Origin of the sequence: Roseibium sp., assembly GCF_965232425.1 — a bacterium.
Taxonomy (GTDB): Bacteria; Pseudomonadota; Alphaproteobacteria; order Rhizobiales; family Stappiaceae; genus Roseibium.
In genome coordinates, this window is record NZ_OZ246971.1 from 6,108,786 (window position 1) to 6,130,441 (window position 21,656).

Sequence of the window (21,656 nt, forward strand, 5' to 3'; positions counted from 1 at the left end):
TCAGGCCTTTCCGATCCGGCGCGCCATCGACACCTCGATGTGCCGCATCGCGGGCGTCAAGAGGAACCGTGCGAAGATGTAGTAGAGGACCAAAGCGGTCCCGAACGCCTGTATGGAGAGAAAGGTCGTGCTGTTGACCTGTTTCGCCTCGAACATGAGATCGGTCACGGATATCAACGAAACCAGGGCTGTGGCCTTGAGCAGTTCAATCAGCAGGTTTCCCCATCCCGGCAGCATGATCACCAGCGCTTGCGGGAGAATGATGCGCCACATGCGCCGCGCCGGTGACATGGACAGCGCATAGGCCGCTTCCCATTGCCCCTTCGGAACGGACCGGACAGCGCCCCGGACAAGTTCTGCGCCATAGGCTCCGAGGTTCATGCCAACGGCCAGGAAACCCGCCGTGAATTTCTCCAGCGTCAGACCAAACAGCGGCAGGACGAAGAAGATCCAGTAGAGCTGGACCAGCAGCGAGGTGCCACGGAAGAGTTCGATGTAGAGGGTCGCGACACCGCGGGCTGCCCAGTGGCGCGCCAGCTTGAGGAGCCCGAAGGCCAAGGCAATGGCGATCGCCAGCGCAGCGGACAGCACGAACTGCGCGAGCGTCACGACCGACCCGTCCAGAAATCGGCCGCCGAATTCAGCAAGAAAATCCGAGTAGGACATGCGAACTCCGATTGTCGGTGCGAACAGGCGGGGCAACCGCCCCGCCCTTTCAGATCATCGGTTCGCGCAAATCCACTCGGTCTTCACGCTCGGGTCCGGCAACTGGGTCTTTCCATATTTGAAGGGTGCCACCGCCTGAAGCATCGCATTGCTTCCAAGATAGTCGGCCTGTGCCGCGTTGAAGGCTTTCAGGAAATCACCGTCGTCCGACCGGAACCCGATCCCCACCCAGTTCTTTGTCCAGTCCGGAAGTTCATTGGGGTCGGTCACTTCAAGCTTGCCGCCGGACTGCTCGGCAAGGCCAAGCAATGTGAAATAGGTCGCAGCGCCGGCATCCGCCCGGCCGGCTCGCATGGCGGCGAGGATTTCGGTTGGCCCGGGCACCTGCATGATACGGGTCTCATCGACGCCTTCCTTCTTGGCCGCCTCAACCGTGTTGTAGCCGGCTCCCGTGACCATGAGCGATCCGCTGTCCTTGATATCGGCATAGCTCTTGATGTTCTTGGGATTGCCTGCCTCGACCAGGAAAGCGTCGCCGAAGATGCCCATAGGTTCAGAGAACGAGATGTTTTCACATCGGCTGCCGATGATGTACATGCCGCCAGTGATGATGTCGAAGCGGCCTGCCTTCAGGCCCGGGATCAGTCCACCCCACTCGGTGACGACAGGTTCGATATTCTCATATCCCATCGCCTTCAAGACACCGAGCGCGTGAACATTGGCAAATCCCAGCGGCTCGTTGCCATCGCCCGGATAGGCCCAGGGGATTTCGTTTGCAAACCCGATGCGGATCGTTTCGCCCGCATCAATGCGGTCCTGAATCGGGCCGGCCGAGGCCACAGACACCGCTCCAATCAGCATGATGGCGGCGGAAATCGACTTTCCAATCTTTGTCATAGGTCTGTTCCCTTATGTGAGGGTGTTTGATCCCTCAATGGCATAAAGGTATACCAATTATTCGCCTCTTTGCAACAGACGGCCCTGCAAATCTGATTTTTCGTCTTTTTCTGATAAATTTTGTGTTTCTTGTGAGAATTTCTCTTGTATGCTCATCCCTTAAAATTTAAAGGTACACCAAATAAGGGGCAACCATCTTTGCGCTCGCGCTTCCGCCATCGACTTGAAAAGAGGGATACGCGCATGTCACATGCTCTCCGCACTGTGCTTGACGCCAGCCGGACCGTTCGGTTGTCTGCCTTTCAAGGCCGCGAGCGGACTGCCTGCCCGAAAGCCTTCGGAAATTGCCGGACAAGGGGAGCCTGAATGCTGGACCACGCAAAGCAGAAGACCGCGGAACTGCAGCAGCGCATGGGCGATGCAGGGATCGACCTTGCGGTATTCACTGACGAAAGCTCAATCGCATATCTGGCCGGTTTCTGGGGCTATCTTGGCATCGAATTCGGCCGCCCGACCCTGCTGGTTGTCCGCCGGACCGGCGCGCCGACCGTCATCACTCCCCTGATGGAAAGCGAAATGGTCGCGGCGATGACCTGGGTCGAGGATATCAGGACCTGGGAAGATGCCGGTCAGCGAAGCTGGGCGCGTGCCCTTTCGGAAACGTTGGGCAGTGCCCCAAAGGAAATCTGGATCGAGCGGAACTCCATACCGGCGATTGTCCGAAACTTTCTTGATGACACCTATCCGGATTGTCTGATCAGGGACATATCAGCGCTGCTGGGAGACATGCGCATGATCAAGACCGGGCTCGAAATCGGCGTCATGAAGGAAGCCGGGCAGATTGCCGGCGCGATGATGCTGGCGGCGCACGAGTCGCTGCGCGAAGGCGCGCAGGAGTATGAATCGGCGCTTGCGGTTATTGAAGCCGGGTCGCGAAAAGCAGCGGGATTTCTGACAGACAAGGGTTGGGACCGGTTCGTGTCGCCCATGATCCACAATCTGCAGATCCTGCAAAGCGGTTCGGACACGTCCATGGTGCACAGGCGGGCGGGCGTCAGGGCTTACCAGAAATACGATCCGGTCTATTTCTGCTTTTGCAACATGGCCCAGTTCAAACAATACAAGCTCGGTTTCGACCGGATGTTTCATGTCGGCGATGTTACCGACGAAGCGCGCGACGTGCAGGAGGCCGCCATCGCGGCGCAGCAGGCAGCCATCGCAGCTATGCGTCCCGGCGTTTTTGCCGAAGAGGTCGCCATGGCCGCCAACGATGTTTACCGCCAGCGCGGGTATCAGACGGGTTATCGCACCGGCAGGTCAATCGGCGTCGCCTACCTCGAGGCGCCTGAATTGAAGGAAGGGGACAAGACGGTCCTCAAGCCCGGAATGACCTTCGCCGTGGACGGCGGTATTTCGATCGACGGCCTCACTGCCGGCCGCATCGGCGATTCCGTTGTCGTCACTGAAACCGGAGCCGACTACATCACGGACTATCCGCGCCGGATTCTGCTCAGCAGACATTGATACCCATGCACGGCCTTTCCTCACAATCGACGGATCAGGATTTACATGCGATGGCTGACACCAAACCGTTTCCGGAAAGTGAACTTGGACACCGTCTCCAACGCGCCTGCGTCGCGCTTGCCGAAAACGATCTCGACGGTATCCTCATATCCGTTCCGGAGAGCATCTACTGGCTGACTGGACTGGACCACTGGGGGTTCTTCGCGGCGCATGTCCTTGTCCTCAACCGTAGCGGTGACATGGCGTTGTGCTGCCGGGCCATGGAAAAAATCACCGTTCACAATCAGGTCGAAAACGCTGCCTTCTACGGACACCCGGACAACGAAGAGCTTTCGGATGCCGTTCTCAGGGCGGTCGCGGATCTCGGCCTGACGGGCGGACGTGTCGGAATTGAAAAACGAAGCCTGTTTCTGACGCCCCGCCATGCGGAACTCATTCAGCAAGGAGATGCCCACTGGGTGGATGCGTCGGGCATCATCGACGATCTTCGGCAGGTCAAATCGACGCTGGAAATGGAGTACACGCGGAAAGCGGCCCGCGCCGCCGACCTCGGCACCCTGGCTGCCATCGAGGCCGTGCGCAACGGGGCCAGCGATTACGAAATCGCTGCGGCCTATCACGACCGGATGATCCGCGAAGGCAGCGAATATCCCGGCTTCGGGCCCTTTATCAGACCCACGACACGGCTTGGCGAAGAGCACACCACCTGGCGCGGAGATGTCTTCCGGAACGGCGACGCCGTCTTCCTGGAGACCTGTGCCGCCTTCCGCAAGTATCAGGCCCCTATGGGACGGCTCGCCTATATCGGCAGCGCCCCTGACGGTGCAGAAAGGTCAGCCGAAATCGCGATCGACGGAATGAAGGCGATTTGCGCCGCTTTGAAGCCGGGCGCCAAGGCCGGCGATGCCTATGGTGCGTGGCGTGAGGTTGCCGCTGCGGCCGGTCTTCATGACTATAAGCGTCATCATTGCGGCTACATGGTCGGCATCGGGTTTCCGCCAAGCTGGACAGGAGGTTCCATGGTTACATCACTCTTTCCCAACTCCGAGCGCAGGCTGGAAACGGGCATGGTTTTCCACGCACACAGCTGGTTCACCAACACGGATGTTGTCGACTACTTCATCTCCAACACTGTTCTTCTGACCGAGAACGGCGCTGAAATACTCACCAACAAAACGCCCGAGACCCTGATAATCCGGTGAGCGACTTGCTTCCGCGATTTGCCGAGGTGCGGCGTCCGACCGGCCTGAAAGGAGACCCGAGATGAAACCGCTGCAGAAACAGACTTTGCAAGGTGTCTTCGACCAGATGGCCAGCCATGACTGGTCCGATGCGGAACTGAATGAACTGATCGACCCGCAGATGGGCGTCATCACCGGCTTTCAGAACCTGCTTGAGGAACTGGAGGTTCTTCGGAAGACGGATCTCGGCACAACGCCTCCGGCGCTCGGTGTGCAGAAACGATAGATGACACCGCATCCCGCCTTTGAAGATATTCGGTCCCTGAGAACTTTGCTGACCGCCGGCAAGATTTCACCGCCGGAACTCGTCTCCGTTTTCGCCGAGCGCATCGAGCGGCACAATGCCGTTTCCCGGGCATTCATCACGGTGACAGCAGCTGATGCTGCGGAATGCGCAGCGTCGTTGTCTGCGAACGACCTGTCACGCTCGCCGCTGGCCGGCATTCCCTACGCCAGCAAGGATCTCATCGACATTGCCGGTGTCAGGACGACCGCGGGATCGCGCGTTTTTTATGACAGGGTTGCCAGGGAAGACGCATTCGTGACCGCACAGCTGCGCAGCGCCGGTGCGTTAAGCATGGGCAAAACCAACCTTCATGAATTCGCCTATGGTGCGACCGGCGAAAACGAGGTCTACGGCACGTGCGTCAACGCCTATGACACAACGCGCTTGGCCGGCGGTTCCTCGAGCGGTTCGGCGGCAGCGGTTGCCTTCGGTCTTGTTCCGGCTGCCCTTGGCACGGATACCGGCGGATCCGTGCGCGCACCTGCCGCGCTGAACGGTCTTGTCGGGCTCAAACCGACAATCGGCCGGGTTCCGACCCATGGGGTCGTGCCTTACAGCTGGACCCTCGACCATGTCGGTCTCATCACGCGAACCGTCGCCGACAGCGCCGATTTGCTTGAAGTGATCTCCGGCTACGATCCCAGGGATCCCGGATCCGTCAACTTACCGCGCGAATCTTATTCCGATGCGATTGGAGCGGATGTTTCCGGCATCAGGGTCGGCATACCTTCCGATTTTTTCTTCGACCGGTGCGATCCGCAGATACTGGCGGCGCTGGAACGGGTGAAAGAGCATCTGGCCCGCCGGGGCGCGGTGCTTGTGCCCGTGTCGTTTCCAGACATGGCTCAGACGCGAACCGTGTCTCTTACCGTTCAGATGCCGGAAGCGCTCAGCGCGCATTCCGCGTATCTGGAAACGCGCGGTGATCTTTACAGCGCGGACTTTCGGGCAGGCCTTGCCGTCGGCCAGTGCATCCTCGCGGAGCACTACGTGAAGGCCAAAAGGTTCATTGAAACGTACCGGCAGCAGACCAATGCACTTTTCGATCAGGCCGACGTCATCCTGACGCCCGCGACACCTGAAATCGCGCAAAAGGTCGGAACCGTCAGCACCCGGCGAGATGGCGTCGACGAGGCGATCGGCAATGCGATCACGCGCTATACGAGTTTTTTCAACATGACCGGGCACCCTGCCCTGACGATGCCCTGCGGCATGCACACGGAGGGACTCCCCATCGGTTTGCAACTCATCGGACGTTACTTTGAGGAAAAAACCATGTTCCGCGTTGCGTTCGACATCGAACGCAACGAAGCCTTTTCCATACCGCTGCCGGCGGTCGACGCCTGACCCGGAGCTCTATGCCTTCGTGATGGAATTGCCGCCGTCGCAGAGCAGCGCAGAGCCTGTGACAAAGGACCCCGCGTCGCTCAGCAGAAAGAGTGCGGCGCGTGCGATCTCCTCCGGCCCGGCCATGCGCTTCAGGGCATGCAGTCCGGCGACATAGTCGTGAAAGGCCGGATCATCTCCTGCCATTTCAGTTTTGGTCCCGCCCGGCAGCAGGGAATTGACGCGGATGTTCTGAGGACCGCACTCCACGGCCAGCACCTGCGTTAGTCCGGTGAGCCCCGCCTTGGAGGCGGCATAGGCCGACATGCCCGGCAGGCCGATGGTATGGCCGACGAACGTCGATGTGAACACGATCGAACCGCCCCCCGATCCGGCCATGGCCGGGATCTGGTGCCTTGCGGCGAGGAAGGCGCTGGTGAGGTTGGTCGCGAGGACCTGGTTCCAGTTTTCAAGGCTGAGCTCGGAAACCGGTCCCATGTCGCCGAGCATTCCAGCGTTGTTGAACGCGCCGTCCAGCCGGCCGAAGCTTTCCAGGGCCGCGTTGACGGACGCTTCGGCAAAGCCGGGGTCGGCAACATCGCCGGCGAACACCTTGATGCGGGATGCAGCCTCCGGCAGGGTGGCCCTGACCTCGTCAAGCTTGTCCTTGCGCCTTGCCGCCAGAACGAGATTGGCGCCCTCCTCCGCAAATATCCGCGCCGCCGCTGCCCCGATACCGCTGCTGGCACCCGTGATCAGAATTGTCTTTCCGCGTAACACTTCAAGCTCCTCTTGGTTGTGAGGCGCTCTAAGTGAACCTGAAAGTTTGCGGATGAAACCCGATTTGCGAGACCGCTCCGGCTTAGGGTGCGAACCCTAACTCAGCCGCCGTGGTCCTTGTCCCGGTCGGCTATGTTGTCGAGATCAGTGTCGCATTCGTCGCCGTCGTCATCGAGGGCCATGTTCTCGTCCGCCATGACGAGCTTGCGGTGTGCACGCCATGAAACCGGGATCGTCAGGAGATAAAGGACGGCGGCACCCGCCACCATCCGGAAAGGATAGCTGACGGTGAGCGCCACGATCAGGACGGCCGCCACGATCAGGGGCAGAACGTAGTCGCGCCGTACGCGCGTGCCGAGCGTCTTGCCGGAAAAGGTCGGCAGCCTGCTGATCACCAGAAACGCAATGCCGACCGTATAGGCCGCAACAAATGCGGCATCGGCGAACCAGTGCGGGAACAGTCCGAGAAAGTCGAGGTAAAGCGGCAGCAGGACCGTCAGTGCACCGGCCGGCGCGGGAACACCGGTGAAGAAACGCGACGTCCAGGCGGGCTTGTTCGGGTCGTCCAGAGCAACGTTGAAACGGGCCAGGCGCAGGGCCATCGAGATTGCGAAGATCAGGGCAGCGATCCAGCCGAGATTCCCGGCATCCTTGAGCAGCCAGAGATACAGCATGAGCGCCGGAACAACGCCGAAGTTCACGAAGTCGGACAGAGAATCCAGCTCCGCGCCGAAGCGTGAGGTGCCCTTCATGAGGCGCGCGACGCGGCCGTCCAGCCCATCCAGGACAGCAGCGAGAATGACGGCCCCGACCGCAAATTCCCAGCGGCCGTCGAAGGCCATGCGCACGGCCGTCAATCCCGAACACAGCGCCAGCAGCGTGACCATGTTCGGCACGATGAGACGCATCGGAACGCGGCGGAACCGGGGCGTCTGACGGCTCTTGTCGGCGCTACTGTCCTTGCTCTCGGCCACCTTATACCTCAACTCACACGCGTCAGGGGCTGCGCCGGGGCCTGGGGCTGCGCAAGATCCGCGAGGATCGTTTCACCCGCAATCATGGTTTGTCCGAGCGCCACTTTCGGCTGTGTACCGGCGGGGAAGTAGACATCCAGGCGCGAACCGAAGCGGATCAGGCCGAACCGGTCGCCGCCGGTGATCGTTTCGCCTTCACGCACGAAACACACGATCCTGCGTGCCACCAGTCCGGCAATCTGCACCACGCCGATCCTGACTTCGCCGGTATCGATGACAAGTCCGTTGCGCTCATTGTCCTCGCTGGCCTTGTCGAGTTCGGCATTCAGAAACTTGCCGGCCCTGTAGGCGACGCGTTCGATCTTGCCGCCAACCGGGGCGCGGTTCACATGGCAGTTGAAAACGTTCATGAAGATCGAGACGCGCATCAAAGGTTCGCTGCCGATCTCAAGTTCCTGCGGCGGCCTGACGAGGCCGACATGGCTGACGACACCATCCGCCGGTGAAATGACAAGACCGTCTCCGACCGGCGTGACCCGTTTCGGGTCGCGGAAGAAATAGCAGATCCACCCGGTGATGAAGAGCCCGATCCAGAAGAGCGGATCGACAAACCAACCGACAACCAGGGTCGCGACAAGCGATATGGCAATAAACGGCCAGCCCTCCCGATGGATCGGGACCATGGCTTTGGTGACGGTATCGACAATCGACATCAAGTTCTTCCGAATTCAGGGTGAGGACATACCTGCTACAGCGCGCTGAAAGCCGTCGCAGGATAGGCACCCGTTGCGCTTCAATACTCCCCCGCTTCTAGAGGCTTTTTGGCGCGATGAGAACCTGCCGGGACTGATTTTCCTGCTGTTTTGTGCAGCCAACACGCGGAATGTGCGGGTTATTCCGCCGCCTTGCGGTAGTCCATTTCCCAGTAAGCCGGCCGGCCGTATTTGGAGATCAGGAAATCTACCAGTTTCGTGACCTTGGGCGGAATGAACTTTGCGGGCGGATAAACGGCATAGATGTTGCCAGTCCGGGCCACGGGATAGTTCTCCATCACGGCGACGAGCCTGCCGTCCCGGAGATCTTCCCACACATGCGCAAGCGACTTGACCGTGAGGCCGAGCCCGTAGATCGCTGCATCGTAGGCAAAATCGCCGCTATCGCCGGAAATGACAGGCTCTTCCAGATGATAGGCGACCTCCCCTTCCGGCCCTTCGAAGTACCAGACGGGCATCGGATCGAAACCGACGCAGTCGTGGTTGCGCAGATCTTCCGGCGAACGGGGAATGCCCTTGCGTTCGAGATATTCCGGGCTGGCACAAAGCACGCGCGGATTGCCGCCGAGCTTGCGGGCAATCAGGCTGGAATCGGGCAGCGGCGCACCCCGGATCGCCATGTCGTAACCTTCGGCGACCAGATCGACGATGCGGTCCGTCATGTCGACCTCCAACCTCAATTCGGGATAAAGCTCCCTGAATTCAGGAAGATAAGGCAGGATGTGTTTTCGTCCGAAGAAGACGTTCAGCGACATGCGCAGCATGCCGCGCGGGGCATCTTCGGCGGCGTCGATCAACGCCCGCGCGCGGTCCATCTCGCCGAGAGCATTGCTTGTGTGACGCAGAAAGACCTGCCCGGCCTCGGTCAGGCCCGTGCGCCGCGTGGTTCTGGCAACCAGCTGGGAACCGAGTTCCTTTTCCAGATTGCTCAACCGGCTGCTGGCAGCCGACGGTGACAGGCCGAACTCCCTGCCTGCCGCGGACAGGCTGCCGAGTTCGGCCACACGTTTGAAGAACTTCAGATCATCGAGTCGCATTATTCGAAACTTTCGAAAGATATCTTCCAGATTACCCCAATTCTTCGAAAGTTCGCAATATGAGATAAAGCCTCCACAGACAAAAGGAGCCTGTCATGATCCACACCGGCAACATCTACGAAACCCGCGCCCGTGCTGCCCGCAACAAGGAGCTGAGGGGTCTGGCAAGGGCTGTCACGAACTTTCTCTTCGGAAGTGCTGCAGACCGGCAGGCCGGGAGAAAAGCGCCTGCAAACGACATCGGCATTGCCGACGAAACTGCACGGACAACCGACCGCGCGGCCTGACCGGCAAAAAGCCCTTAGGTCACCGCACTTTTTGAAATTCAACGCTTGTCTTGAGGCGGGCCGCCTGCAACAAAGGCGGCATTCTCAGGGCGGGGTGGAAGTCCCCACCGGCGGTATGCAGTGCGCTGCAAGCCCGCGAGCGCCTTCCACGTGGAAGGGTCAAGCAGATCAGGTGAGATGCCTGGGCCGACGGTTACAGTCCGGATGAAAGAGAAACAGCGCTCGGATCGCCATGCTCCGGGCCGCTCGTGATCGCCTTGGGTGACGTGTCGCAAACAGGGAGATCACCAATGACACACACCCGCTACGCCTTCATCAAGGCCGGTTGGCATTCCGACATCGTCGACCAGGCACTTGAGGGCTTTCAACAGATCATTCCCGCCGAAAACGTCGACGTGTTCGATGTTCCCGGTGCATTCGAAATGCCGCTCGCGGCGAAGAGCCTTGCGAAAACCGGCAAGTATGCAGCAATCGCCGCGGCGGCGCTCGTCGTCGACGGCGGCATCTACAGGCACGACTTCGTCGCGCAGGCTGTCGTGACAGGGCTGATGCAGGCAGGCCTCGAAACGGATGTTCCGGTCCTGTCCGTCTCTCTGACACCGCATCATTTCCAGGAAACGGATCATCACACGGCAATCTACCGTGAGCATTTCGTGCTGAAGGGGCGCGAAGCGGCCAAGGCCGCTCTTCAGATCAGCACGTTCCGGCAACAGTTAAGCGCCTGAACCGGTCGCGGAGAGGGGCAGAACGCCCCTCCTCCGGATCCCGCTATTTCGCCGGGATGTAGTCCGCGGTTCTGCCGCGTGTAACGATCCCCAGCTCGTCGTTTTCCCGCGCCGCGCGCAAACGTTCCTCGGCCTCGTCGGCTTCGCGCTGACGCGCCCACATCGACGCGTAAAGACCGTTCATGTCGAGGAGCTCGGTATGCGTGCCACGCTCCGCGATTTCGCCCGCTTCAAGCACGATGATCTGATCGGCGTTCACCACCGTCGACAGACGGTGTGCAATCACCAGCGTGGTGCGGTTCTGCGCAACCTGATCGAGAGCGGACTGGATCTCCCGTTCCGTATGCGTATCAAGCGCCGACGTGGCCTCGTCGAGAATGAGGATCGGCGGCGATTTCAGGATCGTGCGCGCAATCGCGACCCGCTGTTTCTCACCCCCGGACAGTTTCAGCCCGCGCTCTCCAACCTCCGATGCATAGCCGTTCGGCAACTTTTCGATGAAATCGTGGATCTGCGCCATCCGGGCAGCTTCTCGCACCTCTTCATCGGTTGCATCGGGCCGTCCGTAGCGGATGTTGTAGGCAATGGTGTCGTTGAAGAGAACCGTGTCCTGCGGCACCATTCCGATGACGTGGCGCACACTTGCCTGCGTCACATCCCGCACGTCCTGACCGTCGATTTCAACCGCGCCGCCGGTCACATCGTAGAACCGGAACAGCAGGCGCGAGATGGTCGACTTGCCCGCGCCGGAAGGTCCGACAATGGCAATCGTCTTGCCGGCCGGCACCTCGAAGTCGACGCCTTTCAGGATCGGGCGATCCGGATCGTAGTGAAACTTCACATCCTTAAAGGCAATCTTGCCGCCAGCGGCCTTCAGCGGCTCGGCGCCGTCCTTGTCCTCAATCTCGGCCGGAACGAGCAAAAGGTCGAACATGGATTCGATGTCTGCAAGACCCTGCCGGATTTCCCTGTAAAGAAAACCGATGAAATTGAGCGGAATGGAGATCTGCATCAACAGCGCGTTTATCAGGACAAAGTCGCCGATGTTCTGTTCGCCGGCCATCACGGCTCTTGCCGAAAGCGCCATGCAGACCGCCATGCCGATGCCCAGGATCACGGCCTGCCCCAGGTTGAGCCACGCCAGGGAGGTCCAGGTCTTGGTCGCCGCCTTTTCGTATTTCGCCATGGAGACGTCAAAGCGGGCGGCCTCCATCTTTTCATTGCCGAAATACTTGACCGTCTCGAAATTCAGGAGACTGTCGATCGCCTTGGAGTTCGCATCGGTATCGCTCTCGTTCATTTCCCGGCGGATGCCGATCCGCCAGTTCGAGCATTTGATCGTGAACCAGACATAGGCAACGATCATCACCGCCACGATGACGAGATACATGAAGCCGAACTGATACCAGATGACCGCCGCCATGATGGCGAATTCAAAAACGGTCGGGATGCCGTTGAGGATCGTGAACCGGACGATGGATTCGATCCCCTTGACGCCGCGTTCGATCACACGGCTGAGACCACCCGTCCGCCGCGCCAGGTGAAACCTCAGGGAAAGCTGGTGCAGATGCCGGAAGGTCAGGATGGCAAGCTGGCGCACCGCATGCTGTCCGACACGCGCAAACAGCGCATCGCGGAGCTGGTTGAACGCGACCGCCAGAAAGCGGGCGGCATTGTAGGCCAGAACAAGCATGACGGGCGCGACAAGAAAGGCAGGCAGTCCCGTTTCCGTTCCCGTCAGGGCATCTGTCGACCAGGCGAAGAAATAGGGTGAAAAGACCGTCACGATCTTTGCAATGATCAGTGCAAACAGCGCCAGCAGAACGCGTCTTTTCAGATCGGGCCGGTCCGACGGCCAGATGTAGGGCCACAAGTTGCTCAGCGTCGACAGCGTGTTGCCCTCATCGGCGCTGACAACCTTTTGTGTCCGGGAGTTCTGGCTGCCGCCGGCCGCATCGGAGGACCGCTGCGCCGAGGTGGCTGATTGATCTGTCAATTCTGTCTCCGGGGCCACAGAAAGCGACCCGTTTTCTTTAGTCGATCTTGGTTTTTGCCGAATGCAGGGCAAGATCCGCAGGCGACTGCAGGGCGTTCAGTTCTTTCCAGAAGTCTCCGGAGAAAGCTTCTGCCCGGCGCAGCATGTCGTGATTGAGGAAATAGTGGCAATTGCGGCCCCTCGCGTCGCAGACCAGAAGCCCGGCATCCTTAAGTACCTGCAGATGCTGCGAAACGGTCGACTGGGCCAGCGGCAGGTGGTCGACGATCTCACCGCAGCAGGCCTCGTCGCGCATCGCCAGCTGCTTTATGATTGCGAGCCGGGCCGGATGCCCGAGCGCGCGGAAAATCGCCGCGAGTTCCTCGCAGTTTGACAAGCATGCCGAAGCGGGTCCGCAGGACTTTTCTGACGGTTGCCCCGTCTCGCTCATCAAACCGCTCCTTTTTCACGAAACCGTGTTTCATCGTAGATATGCGATGAATTTGCCAAAAAGCAAGTGGTTCAAACGAAATTGGCAGGCAGGCCGAAGAGGCCCCCTGCCAATAATCCTCAGGCCCGGATTGCCGTTAGCCCCTGTTGGACGCGTCCTGTTCCCGGTCCGGCCAGTTCACGTCGCCCTCGGGTGTGAGAAAGACCTGGCCCGGATAAATCAGGTCGGGGTCCCGGATCTGGTCCTGGTTTGCCTGGTAGATCGTCGTGTAACGCACGCCATCGCCATAAAGACGCCGCGAGATGCGCCACAGATTGTCGCCCTTGCGGATGATGACGACCGGAAGCGACTTCTGGACATCAGCGCCCTGACTGCCCTGGCCGCTTCCCGACCCCGTCGCGACCACCTTGGTCAGAACGATCTGCTTGTCCTGTTCCTTCTCGAACGTCACTGCCGCACGTGCATCCACGCCATCGCCATCCTGCGCGATCAGGTCGGCCCGGACCTCTACATTGCCTTCCGGCACATTCGTGGTGCCCTGCACCAGCCAACGGCCGCTGGAATTGACCTTGGCTTCTCCCTGGTATTCTTCACCGACATAGACGCGCACCGAGGACCCCGGCTTTCCGGTTCCGGCAACATAGACCTTGTCCGGTTCGGATTCGACGGCTTCCACCGTGACAGAAGGTTCCCCACCCGCGGTGGCCTGCTGTTGCGGCTGCACTGCCGGTGCGCCTGCTGCCTGAGCCGTCTGCTCCTGCTGCACACTATTTCCGCTGGCGTCGCCGGCAGCGGTCTGTGTTTCGACCGGCTGGGCAGCTTGCGCTTGAGCGGTTACCGCAGATTCGTCTTGAGATGCCCCGGTCTGCGCGCTTTGCGCCGTTTCCGTTGCCGTCGTGTCGGATGCGGTTATGTCGCTGGCCGACACGGCGGTTTGCCCCGCGCTCAGGGCCGCCGTTTCGGTGGCCTCGCCTTGCGCCGGTGCATCGGCCGTCTTGCCGGGTGCCTGGCCATTGTCGCTGGTTCCGGCGGCGGATTGCGGTTGCGCCGCCGTTTCCGTCGTCGTCGCCGGCGCGGATCCAGCGTCTGCCCTGGCGGTCTGTTCCGCATCGGTAGCTCCACCGGCCGTGGACGCGTTGCTGTTCTCGCCGGCCGGCAATGCGGCAACGACAGTGCCGTCATTTTGTGTGTCGCCGGCGCCCGACAAGTTCTGTTCCGCGCCATCTTGCGCTGGAAGTTGTGCGATCAGGTCATCGGTTGCGGGCTTTTGCAGGATGTTGGAGGGCGCGTCCGGGGAGTTCAGGACCACGAGCGGCTGCTCCTTGCCACCTTCGGGAACGGAGACAATGAGACGCTGCTCGGATTCCTCGATCGACGTGCCCTTCTCGTCGTGAACCTCGAGACCGACATCGTAATCGCCGGGCTTGAGCGGTTCTTCCAGAATGATTGTCCACTCGCCCGCCTGGTTGGCAATGCTCTTGCCGACGACTTCGCCATTGGCGGTCAGCGCAACCATGGCGCCGGCATCGGAGCGGCCGGCAACAACCGTTTCACCGGTGGGTTCGACACCGACGACATCGAAGCTCGGCCCTTTCACCGGCGGGATCGGGACCGCGTCGGGTTCGGCCTCTGCCTGTTCAGACTGAGCGACCGGTTCCGCGTCGCCCGCGCCCTGCCCGGCATCGTTCGTTGCCGGTGTTGCGGCCTGCACTTCCTTCTTTTCGGATTTGGCGTCCGTATTTGTCGAATTCTGCGCGGTATCGACGGCGTCCGCTTCCGGTGCGAAAAAGACGTCCTTGTAGACGTAAGCGCCGGCGATCGCCGCTATCGCGAGCGGTACCGCAACAACTGCAATGCGGACCAGAGTGTTCTTGTTCATTGTTTTCCCGTCAGAAGGCTTGCGCGCATGCCGCACTGCGTCAAATGCAGGTCGTGGTCTGGCGCAGCATCTGCCCCTGTCACATTTAATTAGCTACCCATCCATAGCCCCCTTTTGAGGGCACGGCAAGAAATCCCGCTTGTTTCCCAAAGGTCTCAAAACAGAATGCTTGACCTTTAGGGGATCTGAATGCCACATCTTTGCGTCATGAATACGGTTTCTCAAAATCAACTTACAAGCGTCTGTGTCTATTGCGGTTCCAGCTTCGGCTCCGACCCGGCGCACGAAGCAGCGGCAACACGGCTTGGCCAAATCATCGCCGAGGCGGGGCTGCGCCTCGTTTATGGCGGCGGGTCCGTCGGTCTCATGGGCACGGTCGCAAACGCCGCCCTCGAATCGGGCGGAGCCGTGACCGGAATCATTCCGCGTTTCCTGGAAAAGCGGGAGGTGATGCTGGAGACGCTGGAAGACCTCGTCATCACAGAGGACATGCACGAGCGCAAGCACCTGATGTTCCAGAAGTCAGATGCCTTCATCGCGCTGCCGGGCGGCATCGGCACGCTTGAAGAAGCCGTCGAAATGATGACCTGGGCGCAGCTCGGCCAGCATAAGAAGCCGGTCGCCCTGGCCAATATCAACGGCTTCTGGTCCCCCTTGCTGGAACTGCTCGATCACATGCGTGCGCAAGGATACATCCGGCCGGATACGGAAGTTCCCTATCTGGTGGCGAAAAAGGTCGAGGACATCCTGCCGATGCTGCGGGCCTCCGTCGCAGGCCGCGTGCCTGAAGAAGCGGATGGCCTGGCGAAGGTGACGGATTTCTGAGCCACCCTCACCGCGGTCGTTGCCGGGCGGCCGGTCCCGGTCATCCAGCACACGCTACATAATATCTGAATACCATTTCCGTACCGGAAGTTGAAGTCGCCCCCGCACAATAGTAAACTCCTTGAAACCCGCCCGCCCCGGACGTTCCCATGCAAACCACCCTCCTCGTTGAAGACGCATCGTTTTTTGAAAAGGCGATCGTCAAGAAATTGCATGATGTCGGCCGCCATCAGATCATGGTCGCGCGCAACTATGCCGAGGCGGAAAGCTGCCTGAACCTGCCGATCGGTGAACCGGACCTCGCTCTTGTCGACCTGACCCTGCCGGACGCGCCCGACGGCGAGATCGTTGACCTGTGCGACGAATGGAACATTCCGACGATCGTGTTCACGAGCCGGTTCGATCCGAAAATACGCAAGAAAATGCTTCAGAAGGGCGTGATTGACTACGTTCTGAAGGATTCACCGGGAAGCCTTGATTACGTCGCGGACCTGATCCGGCGCCTGTCGAAAAACCCCGGCATCGGCATCCTTGTGCTGGATGACGCAAGCGTTGAAAGACAGGCGATCGCGCAAATCGTTTCCAAACACATGTACAAGGTCTACCAGGCGGCAAGCACCGACGAGGCGCTCAACTGCCTGAAAGAAAACAACGACATAAAGCTGGTCCTGGCCGACTATTTCCTGCCGGGCAAGGACGGGTTCGCGTTTCTGAAGGCGGTCAGGCGGAACCACAGTGCGGAACAGGTCGGCATCATCGGCATGTCGGCCGTGACGAATTCCGACAACCGGGTCCGGTTTCTGAAATACGGCGCTGCGGATTTTGTCGACAAGAACTGTTCCCCCGAGGAACTGCTCCTCAGGGTTTCGCAGAACCTCGCCTATATCTACCGGATCGAGGAACTGAACAATCTGGCCATGAGGGATGCTCTGACCGGGCTCTACAACCGGCGTTTTCTGCTGGAGGACCAGGCAAAGGCAATCCAGTCCTGGGTTCCGGATGCCGGCACGAAAAACTGGCTTGTGCTCATGGATCTCGATGCATTCAAAAGCGTCAACGACAATCACGGACATGATTTCGGAGACGCCGTCCTGAAGAGCTTCGCGCGGCACCTGTCCAGATTCGCCAGCAACGACGATTTCGCCATCCGCCTCGGCGGCGACGAATTCTGCGTGCTGCTGCGCAACCAGTCGGAACAGGCCGCGCAGGACCGGCTGACCGAACTTCTCGACGACGTTCAAAACACACCCGTGGAGCACAGGGGCCAAAAGCTGAACATCAAGACGAGTGTCGGCCTTGCACCCTTGCTCGGCGGAAACCTGTCGGAAAGCCTGAAGGTGGCCGACCTCAATCTCTATTCCGCAAAGCGCGCGTCCCGCGCCATGCCGTGACCCTTTCCGAGAGCGCCATGGCCCGAAAGGTCAGCGTGCACGCCTGTAGCGTTTCCAGCTGTCCAGCGTGAAGACGGCCAGGGCCGTCCAGATCATTGCGAAGGCAAGCAGCTTCGTCTGATCGAGCGGTTCATTCCAGACATAGACTGCCATCAGAAAGTGCAGCGACGGCGCCAGGTATTGCATCAGGCCCAGCATGAACAGCGGGAGGCGGCGCGCGGCAGCGGAGAACAGTGTCAGCGGCAGAGCGGTGACGATGCCTGTGCCGATGAGGGCGATCAGCACCGGAATGTCGCCCAGGACGAATGCATCCGCCCCCGTGCCGAGGCTGTAAAGCAGGTAGGCTGCCGCCAGGGGAAACAGCAGGAGGGTTTCGACGAACATGCCCGGCGTCGCCTTGATCGGCGTCACCTTGCGGACATAGCCATAGCCGGCGAAGCTGAAGGCCAGGATCAGCGAGACCCACGGAACGCCGCCCGCAAGGATTGCCTGGATCAGAACGGCCAGGGCAGCGATCGCGACCGCAAACCCCTGCCCCATCGAAAGCCGCTCGTGGAGCACGACGAGGCCGACCAGAATGCTCACCAGCGGGTTGATGAAGTACCCGAGGGAGACGTCGAGAACGCGCTCCTGCTCGATGGCCCACACGAAGACAAGCCAGTTCACACCAATGAACGTGGCCGAAGCCATCAGGCGCACGAGGATCGCAGGCTGTCCCAGAGCTTCGCTGACCTCCTGCCAGCGCCCACGCAGATAGAGGAACAGGCCCACGAACAGGATCGACCAGACGATCCGATGCGACACGACGATATCGGCGGGAACGGAATCGGTAAGCTTGTAGTAGGCGGGAAAGAAGCCCCACATGACATAGGCCGAGAGCCCGAAGAAAAGACCCTGCCGAAACTCCGCCTGTGCCTCGGCTTCAGAGACCGGCTGCGACATGTATTCCGCCTTTCTGACGCCCGAAGATCAGACGCTGTCCGCTTTCAGAAGCGCGAATGTGATGGAGTCCACCAGGGCCTGGAAGGACGCGTCGACGATGTTCGGCGAGACGCCGATGGTAAACCAGCGGCGCTGTGTGCGCGCGTCATGGCTTTCTATCAGTACACGGGTGACCGCGCCCGTGCCGCCGTTCAGGATACGCACCTTGTAGTCGACCAGTTCCAGACCGGCGATCGCTTCCTGGTACTTGCCGAGATCCTTGCGCAGCGCCATGTCGAGCGCGTTGACCGGACCGTTGCCTTCGGCCACCGACATGCGGGTTTCACCGTCAATATCGACCTTGACGACAGCCTCGGACACCGTGATGAGATCCCCGATCGCGTTAAAGCGGCGTTCGACCATGACCTTGAATGAGCTGACTTCGAAATAGCGTGGGACTTCGCCCAGCTCGCGGCGCGCCAGCAACTCGAACGAGGCATCCGCGGCCTCGTAGGCATACCCCTCGGACTCCCGTTCCTTCACCAGGGCAAGAAGCCGGTCAAGTTTGGGATCCGCCTTGTCGACCTCGATGCCGACACGTGCCAGTTCGCCCAGCAGATTGCTCTTGCCTGCCTGATCGGAGACGAGCACTCGGCGCTGGTTGCCGACGACCTCCGGAGCGACGTGCTCATAGGTCTGGGGATCCTTCAGGATTGCAGACGCGTGAATGCCCGCCTTGGTGGCAAAGGCCGTTTCTCCGACATAGGGCGCCTGCCTGTCGGGCGAACGGTTCAGGATTTCGTCAAACGCGTGCGAGACCGAGGTGATGTCTTCGAGCTGTTGGCCACTGACGCCGATTTCGAAACGGTCCGAAAACGCGCTCTTGAGCTTCAGCGTCGGGATCAGGGTGACCAGATTGGCATTGCCGCAGCGTTCCCCGAGACCATTCAGCGTCCCCTGTATCTGACGCACGCCCGCGTCGACGGCCGCAAGCGAATTTGCGACCGCCTGCCCGGTGTCGTCATGGGTATGAATGCCGAGATGCGTGCCGGGAACCACTTCCTGTACCTTGGAGACGATGTGGTAGATCTCGTCCGGCAGGGTGCCGCCGTTGGTGTCGCACAGGACGACCCATCGCGCCCCTGCCTGATAGGCCGTGCGCGCGCAATCGAGGGCATAGTCCGGATTGGCCTTGTAACCGTCGAAGAAATGCTCGCAGTCGATCATGGCTTCCTTGCCGGCGGCAACAGCGGCCTCGACCGTGTCATGGATGGAATCGAGGTTTTCCTCGTTGGTGCAGCCCAGCGCGACCTCGACATGATAGTCCCAGGCTTTTGCGACAAAACAGCAGGCATCCGATTTGCTCGCCAGCACTTGCTGCAGACCAGGGTCATTCGCGGCCGACCGGCCGACCCGCTTGGTCATACCGAAGGCCGTGAAAAGCGCCTTCTGCGTCCGTTTCTCGCTGAAAAACTCGGTATCGCCGGGATTTGCGCCCGGATAGCCGCCTTCGACATAATCGACGCCGAGCCGCTCCAGCAACTCGGCGATGACGATTTTCTCGTTCACCGAAAAATCGATACCGCTGGTCTGCGCCCCGTCGCGCAGCGTCGTGTCAAAAAGATAAAGGCGTTCCTTGGTCATCGGTGTTTCCTCGCCGTCATTCGACTGGCTATTTTGTTTTTTCCGGCGAGACCGGCGCAGCGGGTTGAGCCACGGGCCAGGTTTCGGTGTCGTGATCGGGATGCTGGTTTGAAACGATCGTGTCCAGAAAGACAGCCGTTTCGACGTCATCCTCGGTCCGGCGTTCAGGGATTGCCGCCATGGTGTCGGTGTAAGGCAGCTTGGCCTCAACGCCGTATTGAATCACCGGCGCGATCCCTTCCGGATTGTCGAAAGCGCCAATGGCGATGCCGACGTCCCCGGGAGCTTCATAGGTCAGCGGCGTCCCGCATTCGCGGCAGAAGCCGCGGGCGACATGATTGGAGCTCTGGAAGCGACTGGGCTCTCCCCTTGTCCATATCAACGTCGCGGGTGCGCGAATGCCGACGAGCGGCGCATAGAAGGCGCCGAAGGCCTTCTGGCACATGCGGCAATGGCAGATTGACGCTGTCCCCAATTCGCCTTCGACGCGAAAACGAACCGCGCCACACTGACAGCCGCCCGTGTGGACGCGCGTTTCGGGTCCGCTCATCGCTTGACCTCCCAGGACGTGACCCGTTCGCCCGTCGCTGAGTCTTTTGAATCCTTTAGAAGAATTCCCTGAGACATCAGTTCATCACGGATCCGGTCGGCTTCGGGCCAGTTCTTCGCTTTGAGCGCCTCCAGACGTCTTGTGACCTCGGCTTCGATCGCGGCATCGTCCACGCCGCTCAGGTCCGCCGCGACCGGACGCAGCCCCATGAGCGCGGCCGAGGCGGAATAGACGCCCATTTTGCCGCTGTCCCGCGCCGCCTCGCCCGCCAGCGCGTGAAGCGCCTGGATGGCAGCCGATGTGTTCAGATCGTCCTTCAGCGCTGCCAGCACGTCTGGCGAAGGCTCTGCGTCCGTTTCGATAGGATCCGGCCATTTCGACAACAGGTTCTCGGCCTCTTCCAGTTTTCTGACGGAAAAGTCGATCGGCTCCCGGTAGTTCGTCATCAGCATGGCAAGTCGCAGCACTTCACCCGGCCATGTCCGGCCACCGAAATTCTCGGTTTCCAGGAGTTCCTGGATGGTGAAGAAATTGCCTTCCGACTTGGACATCTTCCTTCCTTCCACCTGAAGGAAACCGTTGTGCATCCAGTAGTTGGCCATGGTCTTCGTGTCATGCGCGCAGCAGGACTGGGCGATCTCGTTTTCATGATGCGGGAAGATCAGGTCGAGCCCGCCGCCATGAATGTCGAACACCTCGCCGAGGTGATGCGCGCTCATGACCGAGCATTCGATATGCCATCCCGGACGGCCGCGTCCCCACGGGCTGTCCCAGCCCGGTTCGTCGTCGGAGGAAAGCTTCCAGAGCACGAAGTCTCCCGGGTTCTTCTTGTGTGCATCGACCGCGATACGGGCACCGGCAATCTGCTCGTCCAGCTTGCGCTTGGACAGGCCGCCATAGTCCGGCATGGACGCCGTGTCGAAGAGAACTTCTCCCTCGGCCCTGTAGGCATGTCCCTTGTCGATCAACTGCCCGATCATCGCGATCATACCGTCAATGTGCTGAGTCGCCCGCGGTTCATGATCGGGTGGAAGCACGTTCAGCGCCGCGATGTCCTTGTGAAACTGGTCCGCCGTCCGCTGCGTGACCCTGGCGATCGCATCGTTGAGCGGAAGGCCTGGATGATCCCGCAGCGCGCGGGCATTTATCTTGTCATCCACATCGGTGATGTTGCGCGCATAGGTGACGTGGTCCGGCCCGTAGACATGCTGCAGGAGGCGGTAAAGCACGTCGAACACGATCACCGGTCGTGCGTTTCCAATATGCGCAAAGTCGTAGACTGTCGGGCCGCAGACATATAGGCGCACGTTCTCGTCATCGATGGCCCGGAAATCTTCCTTTTCGCGGGTCAGCGTGTTGGTGAACTTCAAGCCCTTGTTCGTGCCGGATTTTTCAGTCTCAGCGGCGCTCATGTCAAACGGTCTCCTGGCCGGCTGACCGGGCGATCCGTCTCAGGAGAATTTTTGCCAAGAGGGAACGGCCACAGCCAGCGGTGTCGCTAGCT

Annotated in this window: 21 protein-coding genes and 1 riboswitch; of the genes, 8 read left to right on the top strand and 13 right to left on the bottom strand. The window is 60.3% G+C overall.

The features are described 5' to 3' along the window. Both ehuC and ACO08A_RS27885 read right to left on the bottom strand, forming a co-directional pair. Nucleotides 1-666: an ectoine/hydroxyectoine ABC transporter permease subunit EhuC gene (ehuC, locus tag ACO08A_RS27880; protein WP_422039105.1), complete on the bottom strand. Its 666-nt coding sequence runs from the start codon at nt 664-666 to the stop codon at nt 1-3. 54 nt (nt 667-720) lie between these two features. Next, nucleotides 721-1,563, bottom strand: a complete 843-nt coding sequence (locus tag ACO08A_RS27885) for a transporter substrate-binding domain-containing protein (RefSeq protein ID WP_422039106.1) — start codon at nt 1,561-1,563, stop codon at nt 721-723. A 366-nt stretch (nt 1,564-1,929) separates the two neighbouring features. Here ACO08A_RS27885 and ACO08A_RS27890 point away from each other — a divergent pair, with 366 nt between their 5' ends. The 4 genes from ACO08A_RS27890 (at nt 1,930) to ACO08A_RS27905 (ending at nt 5,961) form a co-directional block, all read left to right on the top strand. Beyond that, nucleotides 1,930-3,087: a M24 family metallopeptidase gene (locus tag ACO08A_RS27890; RefSeq protein ID WP_422039108.1), complete on the top strand. Its 1,158-nt coding sequence runs from the start codon at nt 1,930-1,932 to the stop codon at nt 3,085-3,087. Between the two features lie 50 nt (nt 3,088-3,137). Then, the gene (locus ACO08A_RS27895; RefSeq protein ID WP_422039109.1) at nt 3,138-4,289 is read left to right on the top strand and encodes a M24 family metallopeptidase; all 1,152 of its coding nucleotides are present in this window, start codon (nt 3,138-3,140) and stop codon (nt 4,287-4,289) included. A gap of 61 nt (nt 4,290-4,350) precedes the next feature. Next, nucleotides 4,351-4,554, top strand: coding sequence for a hypothetical protein (locus ACO08A_RS27900; RefSeq protein ID WP_421982550.1), 204 nt, complete (start codon nt 4,351-4,353; stop codon nt 4,552-4,554). Then, nucleotides 4,555-5,961 (top strand): amidase, encoded by a 1,407-nt coding sequence (locus tag ACO08A_RS27905; protein ID WP_422039110.1) that lies wholly within the window; start codon nt 4,555-4,557, stop codon nt 5,959-5,961. Nucleotides 5,962-5,970: 9 nt separating this feature from the next. Here the strand turns inward: ACO08A_RS27905 and ACO08A_RS27910 are convergent, their stop codons facing one another. The 4 genes from ACO08A_RS27910 to ACO08A_RS27925 all read right to left on the bottom strand — a co-directional run bounded on the left by ACO08A_RS27910 (nt 5,971) and on the right by ACO08A_RS27925 (nt 9,504). After that, nucleotides 5,971-6,720, bottom strand: coding sequence for an SDR family oxidoreductase (locus ACO08A_RS27910; RefSeq protein ID WP_422039111.1), 750 nt, complete (start codon nt 6,718-6,720; stop codon nt 5,971-5,973). A gap of 101 nt (nt 6,721-6,821) precedes the next feature. Beyond that, the gene (locus ACO08A_RS27915; RefSeq protein ID WP_421984456.1) at nt 6,822-7,628 is read right to left on the bottom strand and encodes a CDP-alcohol phosphatidyltransferase family protein; all 807 of its coding nucleotides are present in this window, start codon (nt 7,626-7,628) and stop codon (nt 6,822-6,824) included. 74 nt (nt 7,629-7,702) lie between these two features. Next, nucleotides 7,703-8,407, bottom strand: coding sequence for a phosphatidylserine decarboxylase (locus ACO08A_RS27920; RefSeq protein WP_422039112.1), 705 nt, complete (start codon nt 8,405-8,407; stop codon nt 7,703-7,705). Nucleotides 8,408-8,586: 179 nt separating this feature from the next. Further along, on the bottom strand, nt 8,587-9,504 hold the full coding sequence (locus tag ACO08A_RS27925) for a LysR family transcriptional regulator (protein WP_422039113.1): 918 nt from the start codon (nt 9,502-9,504) through the stop codon (nt 8,587-8,589). 95 nt (nt 9,505-9,599) lie between these two features. Here ACO08A_RS27925 and ACO08A_RS27930 point away from each other — a divergent pair, with 95 nt between their 5' ends. Together ACO08A_RS27930 and ACO08A_RS27935 are read left to right on the top strand one after the other, a co-directional pair. Continuing rightward, complete coding sequence (locus ACO08A_RS27930) at nt 9,600-9,791, top strand: hypothetical protein (protein ID WP_422039114.1); 192 nt, start codon at nt 9,600-9,602, stop codon at nt 9,789-9,791. A 76-nt stretch (nt 9,792-9,867) separates the two neighbouring features. After that, nucleotides 9,868-10,011, top strand: a riboswitch (FMN riboswitch). Nucleotides 10,012-10,081: 70 nt separating this feature from the next. Further along, on the top strand, nt 10,082-10,516 hold the full coding sequence (locus tag ACO08A_RS27935; RefSeq protein WP_422039115.1) for a 6,7-dimethyl-8-ribityllumazine synthase: 435 nt from the start codon (nt 10,082-10,084) through the stop codon (nt 10,514-10,516). A 43-nt stretch (nt 10,517-10,559) separates the two neighbouring features. On the opposite strand, the gene ACO08A_RS27940 is transcribed toward ACO08A_RS27935, so the two are convergent. The 3 genes from ACO08A_RS27940 to ACO08A_RS27950 form a co-directional block, all read right to left on the bottom strand. Continuing rightward, nucleotides 10,560-12,512 carry an ABCB family ABC transporter ATP-binding protein/permease gene (locus ACO08A_RS27940; protein ID WP_422039116.1) on the bottom strand — a complete coding sequence of 651 codons (1,953 nt, stop codon included), beginning with the start codon at nt 12,510-12,512 and terminating at the stop codon, nt 10,560-10,562. 37 nt (nt 12,513-12,549) lie between these two features. After that, complete coding sequence (locus ACO08A_RS27945; protein WP_422039117.1) at nt 12,550-12,942, bottom strand: ArsR/SmtB family transcription factor; 393 nt, start codon at nt 12,940-12,942, stop codon at nt 12,550-12,552. A gap of 136 nt (nt 12,943-13,078) precedes the next feature. Continuing rightward, nucleotides 13,079-14,821: a LysM peptidoglycan-binding domain-containing protein gene (locus ACO08A_RS27950; RefSeq protein ID WP_422039118.1), complete on the bottom strand. Its 1,743-nt coding sequence runs from the start codon at nt 14,819-14,821 to the stop codon at nt 13,079-13,081. A gap of 189 nt (nt 14,822-15,010) precedes the next feature. Between ACO08A_RS27950 and ACO08A_RS27955 the strand changes: the two genes are divergently transcribed. Beyond that, a complete protein-coding gene (locus tag ACO08A_RS27955; RefSeq protein WP_422039119.1) occupies nt 15,011-15,646 on the top strand; it encodes a TIGR00730 family Rossman fold protein in 636 nt (211 codons plus the stop codon). 149 nt (nt 15,647-15,795) lie between these two features. Next, complete coding sequence (locus ACO08A_RS27960; RefSeq protein ID WP_422039120.1) at nt 15,796-17,037, top strand: GGDEF domain-containing response regulator; 1,242 nt, start codon at nt 15,796-15,798, stop codon at nt 17,035-17,037. Between the two features lie 30 nt (nt 17,038-17,067). On the opposite strand, the gene rarD is transcribed toward ACO08A_RS27960, so the two are convergent. From rarD to cysS, 4 genes are read right to left on the bottom strand one after another with little or no spacing between them, the layout of a single operon-like run. Next, a complete protein-coding gene (rarD, locus tag ACO08A_RS27965; RefSeq protein WP_422039121.1) occupies nt 17,068-17,979 on the bottom strand; it encodes an EamA family transporter RarD in 912 nt (303 codons plus the stop codon). Nucleotides 17,980-18,006: 27 nt separating this feature from the next. Beyond that, on the bottom strand, nt 18,007-19,602 hold the full coding sequence (gene cimA, locus ACO08A_RS27970; RefSeq protein ID WP_422039122.1) for a citramalate synthase: 1,596 nt from the start codon (nt 19,600-19,602) through the stop codon (nt 18,007-18,009). Between the two features lie 28 nt (nt 19,603-19,630). After that, on the bottom strand, nt 19,631-20,152 hold the full coding sequence (locus ACO08A_RS27975) for a GFA family protein (protein WP_422039123.1): 522 nt from the start codon (nt 20,150-20,152) through the stop codon (nt 19,631-19,633). Then, entirely contained in the window at nt 20,149-21,564 is a 1,416-nt protein-coding gene (gene cysS, locus ACO08A_RS27980; RefSeq protein ID WP_422039125.1) for a cysteine--tRNA ligase, read from the bottom strand. The genes ACO08A_RS27975 and cysS overlap by 4 nt, the downstream gene beginning before the upstream one ends. Nucleotides 21,565-21,656: the final 92 nt, after the last annotated feature.

Bases quoted from the DNA above. Each gene is read 5' to 3' on its own strand.
- ehuC (WP_422039105.1), bottom strand. From the start codon at position 666: ATGTCCTACTCGGATTTTCTTGCTGAATTCGGCGGCCGATTTCTGGAC.
- ACO08A_RS27885 (WP_422039106.1), bottom strand. From the start codon at position 1,563: ATGACAAAGATTGGAAAGTCGATTTCCGCCGCCATCATGCTGATTGGA.
- ACO08A_RS27890 (WP_422039108.1), top strand. From the start codon at position 1,930: ATGCTGGACCACGCAAAGCAGAAGACCGCGGAACTGCAGCAGCGCATG.
- ACO08A_RS27895 (WP_422039109.1), top strand. From the start codon at position 3,138: ATGGCTGACACCAAACCGTTTCCGGAAAGTGAACTTGGACACCGTCTC.
- ACO08A_RS27900 (WP_421982550.1), top strand. From the start codon at position 4,351: ATGAAACCGCTGCAGAAACAGACTTTGCAAGGTGTCTTCGACCAGATG.
- ACO08A_RS27905 (WP_422039110.1), top strand. From the start codon at position 4,555: ATGACACCGCATCCCGCCTTTGAAGATATTCGGTCCCTGAGAACTTTG.
- ACO08A_RS27915 (WP_421984456.1), bottom strand. From the start codon at position 7,628: ATGCGTCTCATCGTGCCGAACATGGTCACGCTGCTGGCGCTGTGTTCG.
- ACO08A_RS27920 (WP_422039112.1), bottom strand. From the start codon at position 8,407: ATGTCGATTGTCGATACCGTCACCAAAGCCATGGTCCCGATCCATCGG.
- ACO08A_RS27925 (WP_422039113.1), bottom strand. From the start codon at position 9,504: ATGCGACTCGATGATCTGAAGTTCTTCAAACGTGTGGCCGAACTCGGC.
- ACO08A_RS27930 (WP_422039114.1), top strand. From the start codon at position 9,600: ATGATCCACACCGGCAACATCTACGAAACCCGCGCCCGTGCTGCCCGC.
- ACO08A_RS27935 (WP_422039115.1), top strand. From the start codon at position 10,082: ATGACACACACCCGCTACGCCTTCATCAAGGCCGGTTGGCATTCCGAC.
- ACO08A_RS27945 (WP_422039117.1), bottom strand. From the start codon at position 12,942: ATGAGCGAGACGGGGCAACCGTCAGAAAAGTCCTGCGGACCCGCTTCG.
- ACO08A_RS27950 (WP_422039118.1), bottom strand. From the start codon at position 14,821: ATGAACAAGAACACTCTGGTCCGCATTGCAGTTGTTGCGGTACCGCTC.
- ACO08A_RS27955 (WP_422039119.1), top strand. From the start codon at position 15,011: ATGCCACATCTTTGCGTCATGAATACGGTTTCTCAAAATCAACTTACA.
- ACO08A_RS27960 (WP_422039120.1), top strand. From the start codon at position 15,796: ATGCAAACCACCCTCCTCGTTGAAGACGCATCGTTTTTTGAAAAGGCG.
- rarD (WP_422039121.1), bottom strand. From the start codon at position 17,979: ATGTCGCAGCCGGTCTCTGAAGCCGAGGCACAGGCGGAGTTTCGGCAG.
- cimA (WP_422039122.1), bottom strand. From the start codon at position 19,602: ATGACCAAGGAACGCCTTTATCTTTTTGACACGACGCTGCGCGACGGG.
- ACO08A_RS27975 (WP_422039123.1), bottom strand. From the start codon at position 20,152: ATGAGCGGACCCGAAACGCGCGTCCACACGGGCGGCTGTCAGTGTGGC.
- cysS (WP_422039125.1), bottom strand. From the start codon at position 21,564: ATGAGCGCCGCTGAGACTGAAAAATCCGGCACGAACAAGGGCTTGAAG.